This window comes from Cyanobium sp. Candia 9D4 (assembly GCF_024346155.1).
Lineage (GTDB): Bacteria > Cyanobacteriota > Cyanobacteriia > PCC-6307 > Cyanobiaceae > Cyanobium > Cyanobium minutissimum.
In genome coordinates this window covers 185,178-201,977 of record NZ_JAGQCK010000001.1, presented here as the reverse complement: position 1 = coordinate 201,977, position 16,800 = coordinate 185,178, and the positions used below count along the sequence as shown (strand labels likewise).

Sequence of the window (16,800 nt, the reverse complement as noted above, 5' to 3'; positions counted from 1 at the left end):
CTGGCCATGCTGAAGGTGGCCCCCGCTGCCGGTCCGTGCTGCTCGCCGCCTCCCAGCCGATCTGGTCCCTGCCGCTGGAAGGCGTCCACCAGGCCCTGCAGACCACACCGGAGGGCCTCGGCAGCGCAGAGGCCGAACGGCGCCTGGCCCATTTCGGCCCCAACCGCCTCCCGCCCGCCAGGCGCCGGCCGCTGGCCCTGCGCTTCCTGGACCAGATGGTCCACTTCATGGCCCTGCTGCTCTGGATCGCGGGAGGCCTGGCCTTCGCCGCCGGCACCCCCCAGCTGGGCTGGGCCATCTGGGCGGTGGTGCTGATCAACGGCGTCTTCTCCTTCTGGCAGGAGTTCCAGGCCGAGCGCACCCTGGCGGCGCTCACCCGCGCCCTGCCCAGCCAGGTGCAGGTGTGGCGCGACGGGCAGCTGGGCTTTCTGGCGGCGGAGGCGCTGGTGGCGGGAGACCGTGTCCGGCTCGAGGAGGGGGATCGGGTACCGGCCGACTGTCGGCTGAGCGAGGCCCATGGGCTCAATCTGGATCTGTCGGTGCTCACCGGCGAATCCCTGCCGGTGGCGCGCCGGAGCGGGGCCATCGAAGGCAGCCAGCGGCAGGCGAAGGTCAGCACCGGTGAGCGGGCCAACCTGGTGATGGCCGGCAGCACCGTGGCCTCGGGACGGGGGGAGGCGTTCGTCTATGCCACGGGCGCTGAGACGGAATTCGGTCAGGTGGCCCGGCTGGCGGCCGGCACCACGCGCGGCGCCAGCACCCTGGAGCTGCAGGTGAGCCGGATCGTGCAGACGATCTGCACCATCGCCGTGACCATGGGGGTGGTCGCGTTCGGCCTCAGCGTCCTCCTGGTCGGGATGGCCCCGCTGGAGAGCGTGGTGTTCGCCACGGGGATCATCGTGGCCAACGTGCCCGAAGGGCTGCTGCCCACCGTCACCCTGGCCCTGGCCATGGCGGTGCAGCGTATGGCGAGCCGCCAGGCCCTGGTTCGACGCCTCTCGGCGGTGGAGGCCCTCGGCTCGGTGAGTGTGATCTGCTCCGACAAGACGGGCACGCTCACCGGCAACCGCATGGCGGTGGAGAGCACCTGGCTGCCGTTGCCCGCCGGGGGGCTGGAGCGGCTGCTGTTGCGCGCCGCCTCCCTGTGCTCCAACGCCCGCCTCGAGGTGGCGGTGGCTGGGGCTGGTGGCGCCGCCCAGCCGCGGCTGGGGGTGGGGGATCCCACCGAAACAGCGATGCTGGTGGCCGCCGCGGAAGCCGGGCTGATGCCGGAGGCGCTGCCGGACCGGCATCCACGGCGCCGGGAGATTCCCTTCGATTCCCTGCGCCGCCGCATGACCGTGCTGGTGGACTGGAGCGACCATGACGACGATCTGCCGATCGTCACGGGGGGGGTCCTGTTGATCACCAAGGGGGCCCCCCTGGAAGTGCTGGCGCACTGCACCAGCTGGCTGTCCTCCAGTGGCGACGCCCCCTTGCCCGCCGAGCTGCGCCAGCAGGTGGTGGCCGCCAACGATGGGCTGGCCGCCAGGGGCTTCCGCGTCATCGCCGTGGCGCTCCGCCGCGGCGACGGGGCCTGCGGCGACGCTCCGGCGGAGGCCCTGGAGAGCGGCCAGATGTTCCTCGGCCTGCTGGGTCTCTACGACCCACCGCGGCCGGAGGTGCCCGAGGCGATCCGCCGGTGCCGCGAAGCCGGCATCAAGGTGACGATGGTCACCGGCGACTACGGCCTCACGGCTCAGGCGATCGCCCAGCAGATCGGTCTGCTCGATCCCCCCGGGTCCCCGGGCCAGTCGACGGCGCAGCAGCAGGCGAGCGCCGACCCGGTGCGGGTGATCGAGGGCTCCACCCTGGCCCAGATCAGCGACGTGCAGCTGCGCCAGCTGCTCAAGTACCGCCGCCGGCTGGTGTTCGCCCGCATGGCACCGGAGCAGAAACTTCGGCTGGTGCAGGCCTACCGCGCCCTCGGCGAGGTGGTGGCCGTCACCGGCGATGGCGTCAACGACGCGCCGGCCCTGCGCGCCGCCGATGTGGGGCTGGCGATGGGGATCAGCGGCACGGATGTGGCCCGTGAAGCCGCCGACATCGTCCTGCTCGACGACAACTTCGCCACGATCGTGGAGGCTGTCCGCTACGGCCGCTCGGTGGTGACCAACATCGGCCGCTTCATCACCTACGTGCTGGCCTCGAACGTGCCGGAGGTGCTGCCCTTCCTGGCGATGGTGATCGCCGGCATTCCCGCCGCCCTGACGGTGCTGCAGATCCTGGCCGTCGACCTGGGCACCGACCTGCTGCCGGCCCTGGGCCTGGGGGCCGATCCACCCGAGGCGGGGGTGATGCGCCTGCCCCCGCGCCCCAGGGGCCTGCCCCTGCTCAACCGGGCCGTGATGGTGCGCGCCTATCTGGTGCTGGGGCTGGTGGAGGGCCTGGTGGCCATGGCGGGCTATCTGCTGACCTGGCAGGCCAACGGCGTGGGCTGGAGCCAGCTGCGGCTCCTGGCCCCCCAGCTGCTGCACCACACGGCCGACGCCGGCGTGGTGGCAATCCAGCAGCAGGCCACCACCGTCACCTTCTGTCTGATCGTGGCCGGCCAGATGGGCACCCTGCTGGCCTGCCGCAGCGAACGTCGTCCCGCCTGGGCCATGCTCGCCATCCCCAATCCGATGCTCTGGCTGGGGCTGATCAGCGAGCCGCTGCTGGCCAGTGCCCTGGTGCTGCTGGCTCCGGTGGCGGCGGTGTTCGGGATGCGACCCTTCCCGATGGCCTGGCTGGGGCCGATGGCCCTGGCTCCGCTGCTGGTGATCCTGGTGGATGCCCTCGACAAACGCTGGCGGCAGGCTGGGCAGGCGCCGCGAGGCTTCAGCAGATCCGTGGCAGCAGTTCCCCGCTGAGGGGCACCAGCACCCGCTCGCTGCCGTAGGGGGTCCGCAGCAGCACCCGGCCCCGGCGGCCGCCGGCTCCGGGTCCTGCCGCCGCCACCCGGCCGATCCAGGCCCCGCCGGCCGGCGCCAGCACCTCCAGGGCCCGCTGCCGATCGGCCTCGGGCACCACCGCCAGGAAGCGGCCCTCGTTGGCCAGGTGCAGCGGGTCGAAGCCCAGCAGCTCACAGGTGCGCCGCACCGGCTCCGCCACTGGGATGCGCTCCTCCTCGATCTGCAGCTCCAGGCCGTTGGGGGCCGCCAGTTCCTGCAGGGCGCTGGCCAGGCCGCCGCGGGTGAGGTCCCGCAGGCAGTGGAGCCGCACCCCCGCTCCCAGCAGGGCCTCCACCGCGGGCCACAGGGGCATGCAGTCCGTGGCCAGGGGGGGCTGCAGGTCCAGGCCATGGCGGGCGGCCAGGATCGCCACCCCGTGGCGGCCCAGATCCCCGCTCACCAGCAGCTGGTCGCCGGGGGCGATCGCCAGCGGATCGATCGGCGCGTCCACCTGCAGCAGGCCGATGCCGCTGGTGTTGAGGAAGGCCCCATCCCCCTTGCCCCGCTCCACCACCTTGGTGTCGCCGGTGACGATGGTCACCCCGCAACGCCGGGCGGACTCCCCCAGCGACGCCACGATGCGGCGCAGGACGGCCAGCTCCAGCCCCTCCTCCAGGATCAGGCCCAGGCTCAGCACCAAAGGCTTCGCGCCTGCCATCGCCAGGTCGTTGGCGGTGCCCGTCACCGCCAGGCTGCCGATGTCGCCCCCCTCGAACTCCAGGGGCTGCACCACGTAGCTGTCGGTGGTGAAGGCGAGCCGGCCGTGGGGCAGGGACAGGCGGGCGGCATCGTGCAGCACCTGGTCGGGGTCGGCGTAGAGGCGGCGCAGTTCGGCGTCGATCAGCTGCTGCATCAGGGTGCCGCCGCCGCCGTGGGCCAGCTGGATGCGGGGGGTGGCGGGCGGGGCCGGCTCAGCCACGGCGGCCGTAGCGGTGGTAGGCCGCGCAGGCCCCCTCCGAGGACACCATCGGTGCCCCCAGGGGATGTTCCGGCGTGCAGGTGGTCCCGAAGGCCGGGCAGTCCATGGGCCGGGCGCGCCCCTGCAGGATGCGGCCGCTGATGCAGACCCCCTCGGCCCCCACCGCGGCCCCCGGCTCCACGCCGGCCTCGGGCCCACCGGGCAGATCGGCGAAGCGGGCCCCGGCCTCCAGGCCGCGGAAGGGCGCCCTCAGCCCCAGGCCGCCTCCCGGGATCACGCCGAAGCCCCGCCAGATCCGGTCCACCGGCTCAAACACCGATTCCAGCAGGGCCCGGGCGGCCGGATTGCCCTGCTGGCGCACCACCCGGCCGTAGGCATTGGCCACCCGGGCCTCGCCGCGCTCCAGCTGGCGCACGCAGGCCACCAGCCCCCGCATCAGATCCAGGGGCTCGAAGCCGCTCACCACCACCGGCACCCGGTGCCGATCCGCCAGGTCCTCCAGTTCCGCGGTGCCCATCACGGCGCAGACGTGCCCCGCTGCCAGGAAGCCCTGCACCTGGTTGCCCTCGGCCGTGAGGATCGCCGCCATGGCGGGGGGCACCCGCACGTGGGCCGCCAGCAGGGAAAGGTTGGCCGCCCCGGCGGCCGTCGCCTGGCGCACCAGCAGGGCCGTGGCCGGGGCCGTGGTCTCGAACCCCACCGCGAGGAACACCACCTGGCGATCCGGATGGCGCCGGGCCAGGGCCAGGGCCTCCAACGGGGAGGTGAGCAGGCGCACGTCGCCCCCTTCGGCCCGCACCCCCAGCAGATCCCCCGGCCCGCCGTCGGCGGCGCTGCCCGGCACCCGCAGCATGTCGCCGTAGGAGCACAGGATCACCTCGGGCCGGCGGGCCAGGGCCCGGGCGGCATCGATCGTGGCGGCCGGCGTCACACAGACCGGGCAACCGGGGCCGTGGATCAGCCGCAACCCGGGCGGCAGCAACTGGTCGAGCCCCCAGCGCACGATGGCGTGGGTCTGGCCGCCGCACACCTCCATCAGGGTCCAGGGGCGGGTGGTGATCGCGGCCAGCTCGGCCGCCAGCTCCCGCACGGCGGCCACCTCCGCCGTCACCGCCAGCGGCGCACTCACCAGGGACCCGGTGCCGCCGCGGCATCGGCGGGCAGGAAGGTCTGGACGGCGCGCATGTACTGGGAGCGCTCGTACTCGCTCGGATCGGGGCAGCGCTGCTGGCTCATGCAGCCGATCAGCTCCCGGGCCGTGGCGTGCTCGTGCTCCAGCAGCCACTGGCCCAGCTCCTCCTCCAGCCCCGCCAGCCGGCCGGGGCCATGGCGCAGCAGGGCGGCCACCACCTGGGTGATGGCGGCGCCGGCCATCAGCAGCCGCACCACGTCGGTGCCGCGGTGCACACCACCGGTGGCCGCCAGATCCACGGGGTGGCGGCCGTGCAGCAGGGCGATCCAGCGCAGGGGCAGCCGCAGGTCGTGGGGGGTGGACAGCAGCAGGTTGGGCCGCACCTCCAGTTCCTCGATGTCGATGTCGGGCTGGTAGAAGCGGTTGAACAACACCAGGCCATCGGCACCGGCGGCGGCCAGCCGCTTGGCCATGGCCCCGAAGTTGGTGAAGAAGGGGCTGAGCTTCACCGCCAGGGGCAGGGTCACCTCGGCGCGCACCTCGGCGACGATCTCCAGCACCTGGTTCTCGATCGCCGCGCTGGAGAGATCCGGATCGGTGGGGACCGAATAGATGTTCAGCTCCAGGGCGCTGGCGCCGGCCGCCTCCATGCGCCGCGCCACCTGCACCCACTGGCCGGGGTGGGCGCCGTTGAGGCTGGCGATCACCGGCACCGACAGGCGGGAACGGGCCTGCTCCAGGTGGCGCAGGTAGAGGTCGTGGCCCACGTGGAAGATCGAGGGCTCGGGGAAGTAGCTGAGCGCCTCCCCGTAGCTGTCGGCCCCCTGCAGGGTCACCCGGTGCAGCTCCAGCTGGTCGCGCTCGATCTGCTCCTCGAACAGCGAATGCAGCACCACGGCGGCGGCGCCGGCCTCCTCCAGCCGCAGCAGCTGGTCGATGTCCTCGCTGAGGGGGGCCGCGGCACCCACCACCAGGGGACTGCGCAGCTCCAGGCCCAGGTAGGTGACGGACAGATCGGGGCAGGTCATGCCGGTGCCTCGCTCGGGGATGGGGCCGGGGTGCCGGCGAGGGCCCGGTAGATGGCCAGGCGCCGGCCCACCTCCAGCTCGGCCTGGCGCGCCAGGGCCCGGGCCCGCTCCGGCTGGCTGAAGGAGAGCATCCGGAAGCGGTTCTCGGTGGCCATCGCCTCGGCCAGGGGTCGCTTCTGGCCCCGGCTGTCGATCTGCAGCGGGTGTTCCCCCCGTTCGGTGCGGCGCGGGTCGTAGCGGTAGAGCAGCCAGCGGCCGGAATCCACCGCCGCCTTCTGCTGCTCCATGCCCCGGGCCATGTCGATGCCGTGGGCGATGCAGTGGGAGTAGGCCAGGATCAGCGAGGGCCCCGGATAGCTCTCCGCCTCGAGGAACGCCCGCACCGTGTGCTCGTCGCGGGCCCCCATGGCCACGCTGGCCACGTAGACCGTGCCGTAGCTCATCATCATCAGCCCCAGATCCTTCTTGGGGGCGGCCTTGCCGCCGGCGGCGTACTTGGCCACCGCCGCCCGGGGGGTGGCCTTCGACATCTGGCCGCCGGTGTTGGAGTACACCTCGGTGTCGAGCACCAGGGCGTTGACGTCCCGGCCGCTGGCGAGCACGTGGTCGAGGCCGCCGAAGCCGATGTCGTAGGCCCAGCCGTCGCCCCCCACCAGCCAGACGCTCTTCTTCACCAGAGCATCGGCCAGATCCAGCAGGCGGGCGGCCTCGGCGGCCTCCGGTGCCATGGCGTGCAGCAGGCGCTTGAGCTCCTCCACCCGCTGCCGCTGGGCGACGATGCCGGCCTCGTCGTGCTGGTCGGCGTCGCGGATCGCCGCCACCAGGGCCCCGGGGAGCGGGGGGTCGGCCCGCTCCGGCGCCGGCCCCAGGCGCTCCATCAGCTCGAGGGCCATCTGGCGCTGCTGGTCGATCGCCACGCGCATGCCCAGGCCGAACTCGGCGTTGTCCTCGAACAGGGAATTGCTCCAGGCCGGGCCGCGCCCCTCGGCGTTGGTGCTCCAGGGGGTGGTGGGCAGGTTGCCGCCATAGATGGAGGAGCAGCCCGTGGCGTTGGCCACCAGCATGCGGTCGCCGAACAGCTGGCTGGCCAGCTTGAGGTAGGGCGTCTCGCCGCAGCCGCCGCAGGCGCCGGAGAACTCGAACAGGGGTTCCTGCAGCTGCTGCTGGCCGATCCTGTGCAGGTTGAGGTCGCCGCGGGCCATCTCGGGCAGCCCCAGGAAGTAGTCCCAGTGGCCGCGGGCCTGCTCCCGCAGGGGCCGCTGGGGGGCCATGTTGATCGCCTTGCGCTTCGGCTCGGTGCGGTCCCGGGCCGGGCAGACCTCCACACACAGGGCGCAGCCGGTGCAGTCCTCCACGGCCACCTGGATCGTGAAGCTGCGGCCCGCCAGGTCGGGATCACGGGCCGGAGCCTGGCGGAATCCCTCCGGGGCTCCCGCCAGGGCGTCCGGCGCCACCGCCTTGGCCCGGATCACCGCATGGGGGCACACCATGACGCACTTGCCGCACTGCACGCAGAGGTCGCTCTCCCACACGGGCACGGTCTCAGCGATGTTGCGCTTCTCCCACTGGGCCGTGCCCGTGGGCCAGGTGCCGTCGCAGGGCAGGGCGCTGACGGGCAGGGCATCGCCGCGCCGCTCCAGCAGGGGCCCGATCACCTCCCGCACGAACAGCGGCGCCTCGGCGAGCCGGTCGGCCAAAGGGGCCGCGGCCGGCAGGTCGTCCTCCGCCGGCAGGCGGCGCCAGTCGAGGAGCTGCAGATGCTCGAGGCTGGCGTCGAGGGCACGCAGGTTCATGGCCACCACCGCCTCCCCCTTGCGGCCGTAGGTCTTGCGCAGGGAGTCGCGGATCTGCTCGATGGCGTCCTCCCTGGGCAACACGCCGCTGACGGCGAAGAAGCAGGCCTGCATCACCGTGTTGATGTGGTTCCCCATGCCCGCCTCCCGGGCCACCCGGTAGGCGTTGATCAGCCACACCGTCAGCCCCCGCTCGCGGATACCGCAGCGCAGCGAGGCCGGCATCCGCCGCCAGCTCTCCCCGATCGGGAAGGGGCTGTTGAGCAGCAGCACCCCACCGGCGTCCAGGCCCGCCAGCAGGTCGAAGCGGTCGACGAAATCCCACTGGTGGCAGGCCACCAGGGTGGGCCGCTCGATCAGGTAAGGGGCGCGGATCGGCCGAGGGCCGAAGCGCAGGTGCGACACCGTGACCGACCCCGATTTCTTGGAGTCGTAGACGAAATAGGCCTGGGCAAACAGATCGGTCTGCTCCCCGATGATCTTGATCGTGGCCTTGTTGCCCCCCACGGTGCCGTCCGAGCCCAGCCCATAGAACACGGCCCGCACCTGCTCGGGCCCATCGACATGGAAGTCCGCGGCGACGGGCAGGGAGCGGTGGGTGACGTCGTCGTCGATGCCGACCGTGAAGTGGTTGCGGGGCTGCGGCAGCAGGAGGTTGTCGAACACCGCCTTGACCATCGCCGGGGTGAACTCCTTGGAGGAGAGGCCGTAGCGGCCGCCCACCACCTGCGGCAGGGGGCCATCGCCGTGGCAGGGGCGCCACGCCTCGCTGAGGGCGGCCACCGCATCGAGGTAGAGGGGTTCGCCGCCGGCCCCCGGCTCCTTGCAGCGATCGAGCACGGCCAGGGATCGCACCGTGGGCGGCAGGGCGGCGGCAAACAGCTCCGCCACGAAGGGCCGGAACAGGCGCACCTTGAGCACCCCCACCCGTTCGCCGGCGGCGATCAGGGCCAAGGCGGTCTCCTCGGCGGTCTCACAGCCGGAGCCCATCAGCACCACCACCCGCTCGGCATCGGCGGCGCCCACGTACTCGTAGGGGCCGTACTGGCGGCCGGTGAGGCGGGCGAACCGGTCCATCGCCTCCACCAGGTGGCCGGGGAGGGCGTCGTAGAAGCGGTTCACCGACTCGCGCGCCTGGAAGTAGACGTCCGGGTTCTGGGCCGTGCCCCGCAGCACCGGGTGGTCGGGGGAGAGGGCCCGGTGGCGGTGGGCCGCCACCGCCTCCATCGGCATCAGGGCATGGAGCACGTCGTCGGCGATCGGCTCGATCTTCTGGATCTCGTGGGAGGTGCGGAAGCCGTCGAACATGTGCAGGAACGGCAGCCGCCCCAGCAGGCTGGCCCGGGTGGCGATGGCGGCGAAGTCGCCGGCCTCCTGCACCGACGCCGAGCAGAGGATGACGCAGCCCGTGCCGCGGCAGGCCATCACATCGCTGTGGTCGCCGAAGATCGAGAGCCCCTGGGCCGCCAGGGAACGGGCCGCCACGTGCAGCACGGCCGGGGTGAGCTCGCCGGCCAGCTTGTAGAGGTTGGGCACCATCAGCAGCAGCCCCTGGGAGGCCGTGAAGGTGGTGGTCAGCACCCCCGCCTGCAGGGCCCCGTGGACGGTGCCGGCGGCGCCGGCCTCGCTCTGCAGCTCCACCACCGCCGGCACCGTGCCCCAGAGGTTGGGGCGGCCTTCGGTGTTCCAGGCGTCGGCCCACTCGCCCATCGGCGAGGCGGGGGTGATCGGATAGATGGCGATGGCCTCGTTGAGGCGGTAGGCCACCAGAGCCACGGCCTCGTTGCCATCGACGGTGATGGTCATGCGGGGTCGTCCTCGACGAGGCTGAGGGCCAGGCCCACGTGCACCAGCACCCGATCGCCCACGGCCGCCTCAGGCAGGCAGGCCAGGCTCACCTGCTGGCGCACGCCTCCGAAATCCACCTCGGCCATGCGCCAGAGGCCGTCATCGTCTGCGGCGGCGACGGCTTTGGGCCCCGCCGCTCCGGAATCGCCCCCCGGCGGCTGGATCCGGATCGAGAGGATGCGAGCGGGCACGGCCAGGCACATGGGCGGATCACGGCGCGTGGTCTCTCCCCCTGGTTGTAGGCCCGCCGGCCGGATCTGCCCACGGCCCCGCCGCCGCCCAGAGCTGGCCGAGGGCCAGCCCGCCGTCATTGCAGGGCACGAGCTCCGGCCAGAACGGCCGCAACCCCCGGGCCCGCAGGGCGCCGATCACCCCCTCCAGCAGCAGCCGGTTCTGGAAGCACCCCCCGGCCAGGGCCACGGGCACCCCCTCGGCGGGGGTCGGTGCGCTGGTCGGCAGGGCCGCCGCGGCGATGGCGGCGGTCCCGGCCAGGGCCGCCACCAGGGCATGGTGGAAGCGGGCGGCGCAGACGCTCGCCGGCGTGCCGGCCGCGATCGCCGCCAGCAGCGCCAGCAGCAGCGGTTCCCAGTCGAGCCAGCCCAGGCTGGGCCCATCGGCGCCTGCCGCCGTGACGGCCCCGGGTGGCACCAGGGGCAGGCTCCAGTCGCCGGGAGCGGGGCCGGGGGCGCCGGGACCGCGGCCGGCCGGAGCGGTGCTGGCGGCCCCCTGCAGCCGCAATCCCCCCTCGCCCTCGTGGCTCTGCACCTGCAGAAGGCCCAGCAGGGAGGCGACCGCATCGAAGAGGCGGCCCACGCTGGTGGTCAGGGGGCTGTTGCAGCCGCCGGCGATGGCCTGCAGCAACAGGCGGCGTTCCTCGGTCGCGAAGGCGGCCAGGGTGTGGCGGGCGCCGGGGTGCCCCAGGGCCCAGGGCCCGGCGGCGGCCAGCAGCCCCAGTGCCGCCCGGCGGGGTTCCGCCATGGCCCGCTCACCACCCGGCAGGGGGAAGGGCCGCAGGGCCACCCGTCGCTCGCAGGGGAGGCCCCCGGGTCCGCCCAGCAGCAGCAGCTCCCCGCCCCAGAGCCGGGCACCGCCGCCAGCCACCGGGGCATAGCCCAGGCCATCCCAGGTGAAGGCCAGCAGCGGCGGCGCCAGACCATGCTCGGCCAGCACCGCCAGGCCATGGGCCCGGTGGTGCTGCACGGTGCGCCGCGGCCACGGCTGGGCTTCGGCGAGCTGGTGGCTGAGATAGCCGGGATGGGCATCGCAGGCGATCGCCCCCACCCCGTTGCCCCAGCGGCGGTCGATCGCCTCCAGGCCGGCGGCCAGGCGGGAGAGCAGGCGCCCCTCCGCCAGGTCCCCCAGGTGGGGGGACAGCCACACCCGTCCCCCCAGGGCCAGGGCCGGGGCGCTCTTGAGATCACCGCCCAGGGCCACGCGGCCGCCGGGCACCCCTGCAGCCGCCGCGTCGGCCATCGGTCCGAGGGCCAGGGGCTCGGGGGCGTAGCCGCGGGCCCGGCGCAGCAGGGCGGGGCGGCCGTCGATCACCTGCAGCACCGAATCGTCCAGGGGCCGGGCGATGGCACGGTCGTGCACGAGGAAGGCCTCGGCGATCGGCTCGCCGGCTCCGGCCCCGGCCCCCAGCCGCCGCACCGCTTCGGCGGGATCGATGCAGAGCGGCTCCCCGCTGGGGTTGCCGCTGGTGGCCACCAGGGGCCGGCCGAAGGCGCGCGCCAGCAGGTGGTGCAGCGGCGACGCCGGCAGCATCGCCCCCAGGCACGGGCTGCCCGGGGCCACGCCCGGCAGGGCGTCGGGCGCCCCTGGGCGGCGCCGCAGCAGCACGATCGGGGCGGCGGGATCCTCCAGGGCCCGACGCTCGGCAGCGTCAATGACGCAGAAGGGGGCGAGGGCCCCGCCCTCGGCCACCAGCAGGGCGAAGGGCTTTGCGGGCCGCCGCTTGCGCCGTCGCAGCCGGGCCACCGCGGTGGCATCGGTGGCATCCACCAGCAGCTGGAACCCGCCCACCCCCTGCAGGGCCAGCACCTTCCCGCCCGCCAGGAGATCGCAGCAGGCCCGGATCAGGGCCCGGGGACTGGCGTCGTCGCCGGTACGGGAGCCGGTCAGCGGCACCCCGGAGGCATCCAGAAGCGCCAGCCGCGGCCCGCACACCGGGCAGGCGATGGTCTCGGCGTGGAAGCGGCGGTCGGAAGGATCCTCGAACTCCCGGCGGCAGGCCGGGCACAGGGCAAACGGCGCCAGGGTCGTCTGGGCCCGGGCCCAGGGCTCGGCCGTGGCGATGCTGAAGCGGGGACCGCAGTCGCAGCAGCTGATGAAGGGGTAGCCGAAGCGGCGATCGGCGGGATCGGCCAGTTCCGCCAGGCAGGCGCGGCAGGGGGCCCGGTCGGCCACCAGCGACGACGCGATCAGATCGATGCTGAGCGGCCTGGCCTGGCCGACCAGGATCCGCACCCCCGCCTGGAACGGACCCGCCGCCGGGCCGGCGGCCGCCGACCAGACCGGATCGAGGGGCTCAAGGCGGGCCCCGGGGGGCAGCTGCTGCGGCAGGCGCCGCAGAAACGTCTCCAGGGAGCGGCGGTCCCCCTCCAGCCGCAGGCGCACCGTCCCCGGTCCGTTCTCCACCTCGCCACGCAGATCAAGGTCCCGGGCGAGGCGGTGCACCAGGGGCCGGAAGCCCACCCCCTGCACCACCCCACGGCACTCCAGGCGCAGCTGGGCCTGCCCCGCCAGCGGTGGCATGGTCAGCCGGCCACGGCCACCCGCTCCAGGCCCAGGGCCGCCAGCAGCTCAGGAATGCCCTTCCCGGTGCGGGCGGAGACCTCCACAATCCGGGCCCGGGGGGCCACCCGGGCGATGTGGCGACGGGCCTGGGGTCCGTCGAAGCCGCAGGCCTCCGCCAGGTCGCCCTTGCTGATCACCACCACGTCGGCGGAATGGAAGATGGCCGGGTACTTCAGGGGCTTGTCCTCCCCTTCGGTGACCGAGAGCAGGACGACCCGCTGGCTCTCACCGAGATCGAAGGCGGCCGGGCAGACCAGGTTGCCGACGTTCTCGATCACCAGCAACTCCAGGCCGTCGAGGGGCTGGCCGAGGTGGGCCAGCTCATGGAGAGCCCGGTGCACCATCGCCGCCTCCAGATGGCAGGCCTGGCCGGTGGTGATCTGCAGGGCGGGCACCCCGGCGGCCCGCAGACGGAGGGCGTCGTTGTCGGTGGCCAGATCGCCCACGATCACCGCCATCGGATGGCGCTCCGCCGGGGAGGCGGGAGCCAGGTGCCGGGCCAGCCGCTCCAGCAGGGCGGTCTTGCCGGAACCCGGCGAGGAGAGCAGGTTGATCACCGTGACACCGGCCGCGGCGAAGTGCTCCCGGTTGGCCGCCGCCTGGGCATCGTTGTGGACCAGCAGACGCTGGCCCAGCTCCAGGTGCCGGGGGGCCTCGATGGCGGGGGCGACCGGTTGGCCGCAACTGCAGTCGACACACATCGCCGGATCGGCCCCCGTCAGGAGTGGGCACGGAAAAGCCCCGTCGGGGCCCGGCCTCACCCCGCAAGGCTAGGCACGACGCTCCGACGGGGCCGCGGCAACGGCCGTCACGTGATCACCAGAGACCGCGGATGGGCGCGGGGGCCGGTTCGGGCTGGAAGATCGGCGCAGGAGCCGGTGCGGGCTGCATGATGGGCTCCGGCTCCGGGGTGGGAGCTGGCGCGGCCGCCACCGGGCGGGCACCGAAGCGGTAACGGAAGCCGATCTTGCCGCCGAAGCTGTTGAAGGCGTCGAAGGACACGTTCTCAGTGGAATAGCCGCCGGCTCCCTGGTAGACGCCCTCCAGGTACAGATCGGAGTTGTAGTTCATGGCGTAGCTGACGCCCACCTTGGCCTGCCAGCCGAACAGCCCCTTGTTGACGCTGTTGGTGGGAATGCCGTTGAGGCTGAAGCTCGGGGTGCTGAGGTTGGTGTAACCCACACCGCCACCGATGTAGGGCGTCCAGCGGCTGTTGGTTTCGATGTCGTAGTAAAGACTCACCAGCAGATCATTTTTGTTGATGACGCCGGAGACATTGTCGGTGAAGGGGACGATGCCGAAGGCACCGAAGCCGATGGGATTGGCGGCACCAACCGCATTGAGGCTTGAACGGCTGTAGCCGTAGGTGAGCTCGGCGCGCAGGGCGCCGAAGTCGTAACCGACGCCCACATCACCGGAGAAGCCTCCGCCGAGATCGAGCTTGGTGGAATTGTTGTTTCCGAAGTTGAACAGCAGGGGCGAGAAGAAGGGGGAAACAAACGTTCCGGTGCTGTTGACCGTCTGGTCGCTCGGCTGCTGGTATCCGGCGCCGATGGTGAGGTACCAGCCCTTGGCGGAATAGACCTCCTTCACCACCGGCTGGGGATAGGTCTGGGCCATCAGGGCGTCCTCAGCCGTGGCGGCCTGGGGAGCGGCGACAGCAGGAGCAGGGACGTCCTGGCTCGCCGGGACCGCGCCCATCAGGCTCGCATCCTGGACAGGGATTTCAGCGGCGGGAGCCTCCGCGGGAATCGGCTCGGAGATGGACTCCGGCACCGCCTCCGAGCGACCATCGGCGGGACGGACTTCCGCCATTGCGGCGCCGCCGAACAGCAGACCGCCGGTGGCGGCGACGCCCACACTGCGCTGAACGATTCTGGTGATCAATGTCATGGTGGTTACGCCTCTCTTTCCTATGACACTCAACGCCAGCGGAAACCGGAAATCGTCATTCATGGACAGCAAAAGGCCTGGCACAGAGTGCTGAAAAAACGAAATCTTGCGCAAAATTGCATTTCATTCCCAGACGGCGATCGGTTCGGGCGGACAGGCAGGACTCCCCCCAGACCCTGCAGCCGCGTCAGGCGATCTCCATCGAGGCCAGCTGCAGCTCCCGGCCCCGCAGCAGTTCCCGGCTGATGCGGCCGCAGCGTGGGCACTCGCAGCAGCCATCGTGCGCCGCGAAGGGCTGCTCGCAGGCCGCGCAGAAACACACAGCCTCCACCGCCTCGATCTCCAGCCGGGAGCCGGCGGCGAGGGTGTCCGCCATCACCACCGTGTGGGCCAGGCGCAGGGCCTCGATCTCCACCCCCGCCAGGCTGCCCACCCGCAGGGTGATGGCGGTGATGCGGCCGGCCCCATGGAGGGCGGCCTGCTCCAGGACCTGCTGCCGCACCGCATCCATCAGGCTGAGTTCATGCATGGGACGGTGGCATCCCCCGCAGCCAGCCCCGCAGCAGCCGGCGGGCCCGGGGCAGCTGGCACCGCAGCTGCGGGGAGAAGCACTCGCCCCAGGAGAAGTCGAAGGCGGGCACCAGCAGCTCGTGGGCCGGCACGCAACGGTCGAACAGCTGCTCGGCCAGGGCCAGCAGCCGGGCGGGCGCCACCCGGTGCGTGTCCCGCTCCCAGCCGTCTGAGGCCAGCAGGGGCCGCAGCAGGCAGCGGCTCAGCGGCGGCGCCAGCCAGGCATCGACGATCAGCAGCCGGTCGGCGGCCGCCACCGCCTCGGCCAGTTCGGGGGTGAGCTGGTGGCGCTGCAGACCCAGTCCCTCCACCAGGTGCCAGCCCACCCCGTCATCGCCCCGCAGGGGGTTGCCGATGCCGATCAGCAGCGCGCCTCCGGTGCCGGTGCCGGCGTCGCTCATCCCCGCAGGCGCTCAGCCAGCACCGTGCCGTCGGCGGCCAGCAGCTGCAGGCGCAGGGGCATCTGGCCGGCGGCATGGGTGGAGCAGGAGAGGCAGGGGTCGAAGCAGCGGATGCCCGCCTCCACCCGGTTGAGCATCGCCTCGGGGATCTCGGTGCCGGCGGGCACCGGATCGGGGATGTACTCCCGGGCGATCTGATGCACGGTGCGGTTCATCGCCAGGTTGTTCTGGCCGGTGGCGATGATCAGGTTGACGCTGGTGAGCAGGCCGTCGTCATCCACCTTGTAGTGGTGGAAGAGGGTGCCCCGGGGCGCTTCGCTCACCCCCACCGCCTCGTTGCGGTTGAGGGAGGCCCGCAGCCGGATGCGGCCGTGCATCAGCTCGGGGTCCTGCACCAGCGCCTCGATCGCCTCCAGGCAGGCCACGATCTCCACCAGGCGGGCGTGGTGGTAAGCGAAGCTCGAGGTGACGGGCTGGCCGCTGCGCTGGCGCAGTTCCGCCAGCTCCCGGTCGGCCCAGGGGGTGCCGACGCTGTCGCAGACGTTGAGCCGCGCCAGGGGACCCACCCGGTAGATCCCGTCCGGGTAACCCAGGGGTTTGTAGTAGGGGAACTTGAGGTAGCTCCAGGGTTCCACCGCCTCGCCGAGGTACTCGGCGTAGTCGTCCTCGCTGAGCTGGTCAGCGACGATCGCCCCATTGGCGTCGCGGAAGCGGATGCGCCCCTCGATGTGCTCCCAGAGCCCCTGGGGGGTCACCAGGCCCATGAACAGGCTGGGGAAGTCGCCGAAGACCCGCTGCTCCTTCTGAAGGGGGCCATCCAGCAGCCTCTTGTAGAGCTCCAGGGCCAGGGTCACCGTGGCGCGGGCCTCCGGCAGGCGATCCAGGATCCAGTCCCTGGCCTCCTGGCTCAGGGGGGTGCGCACACCCCCGGGGACCGCCCAGGCGGAGTGGATCTTGCGGCCGCCCAGCAGCTCCAGGATCTGCTGGCCGAACTGGCGCAGACGGATGCCGGCCCGGGCCAGGTCAGGGTCGGCGGCCATCAGGCCGAAGACATTGCGCTTGGCCGGATCGCTCTCCCAGCCCAGCAGGAAATCGGGGCTGCTGAGGTGAAAGAAGGAGAGGGCGTGGGACTGGGTGAGCTGGGCCAGGTTGAGCAGCCGCCGCAGCTTGTCGGCCGCCGGGGGGATCGAGAGGGCCAGCAGCTTGTCGCCGGTCTTGGCGGCCGCCAGCAGGTGGCTCACCGGGCAGATGCCGCAGATGCGGGCCGTGATGCCGGCCATCTCGGTGAAGGGCCGGCCCTCGCAGAACTTCTCGAAACCCCGGTACTCCACCACGTGGAAGCGGGTGTCGGTGAGGTGGCCGGCCTCGTCGAGGTGGAGGGTGATCTTGGCGTGGCCCTCGATGCGGGTCACCGGATCGATGAGAACGGTGCGGGTCATGGGGAGGTC

Annotated in this window: 12 protein-coding genes; 1 reads left to right on the top strand and 11 read right to left on the bottom strand. The window is 72.6% G+C overall.

From position 1 onward, the window contains the following. The first annotated feature begins 35 nt into the window (after positions 1-35). Entirely contained in the window at positions 36-2,891 is a 2,856-nt protein-coding gene (locus KBZ08_RS01015) for a cation-transporting P-type ATPase (protein WP_254970671.1), read from the top strand. Here KBZ08_RS01015 and hypE read toward each other — a convergent pair. The 11 genes from hypE to KBZ08_RS00960 all read right to left on the bottom strand — a co-directional run bounded on the left by hypE (position 2,860) and on the right by KBZ08_RS00960 (position 16,791). Beyond that, positions 2,860-3,891, bottom strand: coding sequence for a hydrogenase expression/formation protein HypE (gene hypE / locus KBZ08_RS01010; RefSeq protein ID WP_254970669.1), 1,032 nt, complete (start codon positions 3,889-3,891; stop codon positions 2,860-2,862). The genes KBZ08_RS01015 and hypE overlap by 32 nt on opposite strands. Further along, positions 3,884-5,020, bottom strand: coding sequence for a hydrogenase formation protein HypD (gene hypD, locus KBZ08_RS01005; RefSeq protein ID WP_396122351.1), 1,137 nt, complete (start codon positions 5,018-5,020; stop codon positions 3,884-3,886). The genes hypE and hypD overlap by 8 nt, the downstream gene beginning before the upstream one ends. Continuing rightward, positions 5,017-6,051 (bottom strand): dihydroorotate dehydrogenase-like protein, encoded by a 1,035-nt coding sequence (locus tag KBZ08_RS01000; RefSeq protein WP_254970667.1) that lies wholly within the window; start codon positions 6,049-6,051, stop codon positions 5,017-5,019. The genes hypD and KBZ08_RS01000 overlap by 4 nt, the downstream gene beginning before the upstream one ends. Beyond that, on the bottom strand, positions 6,048-9,650 hold the full coding sequence (gene nifJ, locus KBZ08_RS00995) for a pyruvate:ferredoxin (flavodoxin) oxidoreductase (protein WP_254970665.1): 3,603 nt from the start codon (positions 9,648-9,650) through the stop codon (positions 6,048-6,050). The genes KBZ08_RS01000 and nifJ overlap by 4 nt, the downstream gene beginning before the upstream one ends. Beyond that, positions 9,647-9,883: a HypC/HybG/HupF family hydrogenase formation chaperone gene (locus tag KBZ08_RS00990; protein ID WP_254970663.1), complete on the bottom strand. Its 237-nt coding sequence runs from the start codon at positions 9,881-9,883 to the stop codon at positions 9,647-9,649. Before KBZ08_RS00990 ends, nifJ begins: the two co-directional genes overlap by 4 nt. 19 nt (positions 9,884-9,902) lie before the next feature. Continuing rightward, positions 9,903-12,446 (bottom strand): carbamoyltransferase HypF, encoded by a 2,544-nt coding sequence (gene hypF / locus KBZ08_RS00985; RefSeq protein ID WP_254970661.1) that lies wholly within the window; start codon positions 12,444-12,446, stop codon positions 9,903-9,905. A 2-nt stretch (positions 12,447-12,448) separates the two neighbouring features. Then, positions 12,449-13,189, bottom strand: coding sequence for a hydrogenase nickel incorporation protein HypB (gene hypB, locus KBZ08_RS00980; RefSeq protein ID WP_106221462.1), 741 nt, complete (start codon positions 13,187-13,189; stop codon positions 12,449-12,451). Positions 13,190-13,304: 115 nt separating this feature from the next. Beyond that, a complete protein-coding gene (locus KBZ08_RS00975) occupies positions 13,305-14,381 on the bottom strand; it encodes an outer membrane protein (RefSeq protein WP_254970659.1) in 1,077 nt (358 codons plus the stop codon). A gap of 187 nt (positions 14,382-14,568) precedes the next feature. Beyond that, positions 14,569-14,910, bottom strand: coding sequence for a hydrogenase maturation nickel metallochaperone HypA (gene hypA, locus KBZ08_RS00970; RefSeq protein ID WP_254970657.1), 342 nt, complete (start codon positions 14,908-14,910; stop codon positions 14,569-14,571). Beyond that, entirely contained in the window at positions 14,903-15,352 is a 450-nt protein-coding gene (locus KBZ08_RS00965; protein WP_254970655.1) for a hypothetical protein, read from the bottom strand. Before KBZ08_RS00965 ends, hypA begins: the two co-directional genes overlap by 8 nt. After that, the gene (locus KBZ08_RS00960; RefSeq protein WP_254970654.1) at positions 15,349-16,791 is read right to left on the bottom strand and encodes a Ni/Fe hydrogenase subunit alpha; all 1,443 of its coding nucleotides are present in this window, start codon (positions 16,789-16,791) and stop codon (positions 15,349-15,351) included. Before KBZ08_RS00960 ends, KBZ08_RS00965 begins: the two co-directional genes overlap by 4 nt. Between the last annotated feature and the right edge of the window lie 9 nt (positions 16,792-16,800).

Coding starts and splice junctions, on each gene's coding strand:
- hypB (WP_106221462.1), bottom strand. CDS start 13,189: ATGTGTGTCGACTGCAGTTGCGGCCAACCGGTCGCCCCCGCCATCGAG.
- KBZ08_RS00960 (WP_254970654.1), bottom strand. CDS start 16,791: ATGACCCGCACCGTTCTCATCGATCCGGTGACCCGCATCGAGGGCCAC.
- hypF (WP_254970661.1), bottom strand. CDS start 12,446: ATGCCACCGCTGGCGGGGCAGGCCCAGCTGCGCCTGGAGTGCCGTGGG.
- KBZ08_RS01000 (WP_254970667.1), bottom strand. CDS start 6,051: ATGACCTGCCCCGATCTGTCCGTCACCTACCTGGGCCTGGAGCTGCGC.
- KBZ08_RS00965 (WP_254970655.1), bottom strand. CDS start 15,352: ATGAGCGACGCCGGCACCGGCACCGGAGGCGCGCTGCTGATCGGCATC.
- nifJ (WP_254970665.1), bottom strand. CDS start 9,650: ATGACCATCACCGTCGATGGCAACGAGGCCGTGGCTCTGGTGGCCTAC.
- hypA (WP_254970657.1), bottom strand. CDS start 14,910: ATGCATGAACTCAGCCTGATGGATGCGGTGCGGCAGCAGGTCCTGGAG.
- KBZ08_RS00975 (WP_254970659.1), bottom strand. CDS start 14,381: ATGACATTGATCACCAGAATCGTTCAGCGCAGTGTGGGCGTCGCCGCC.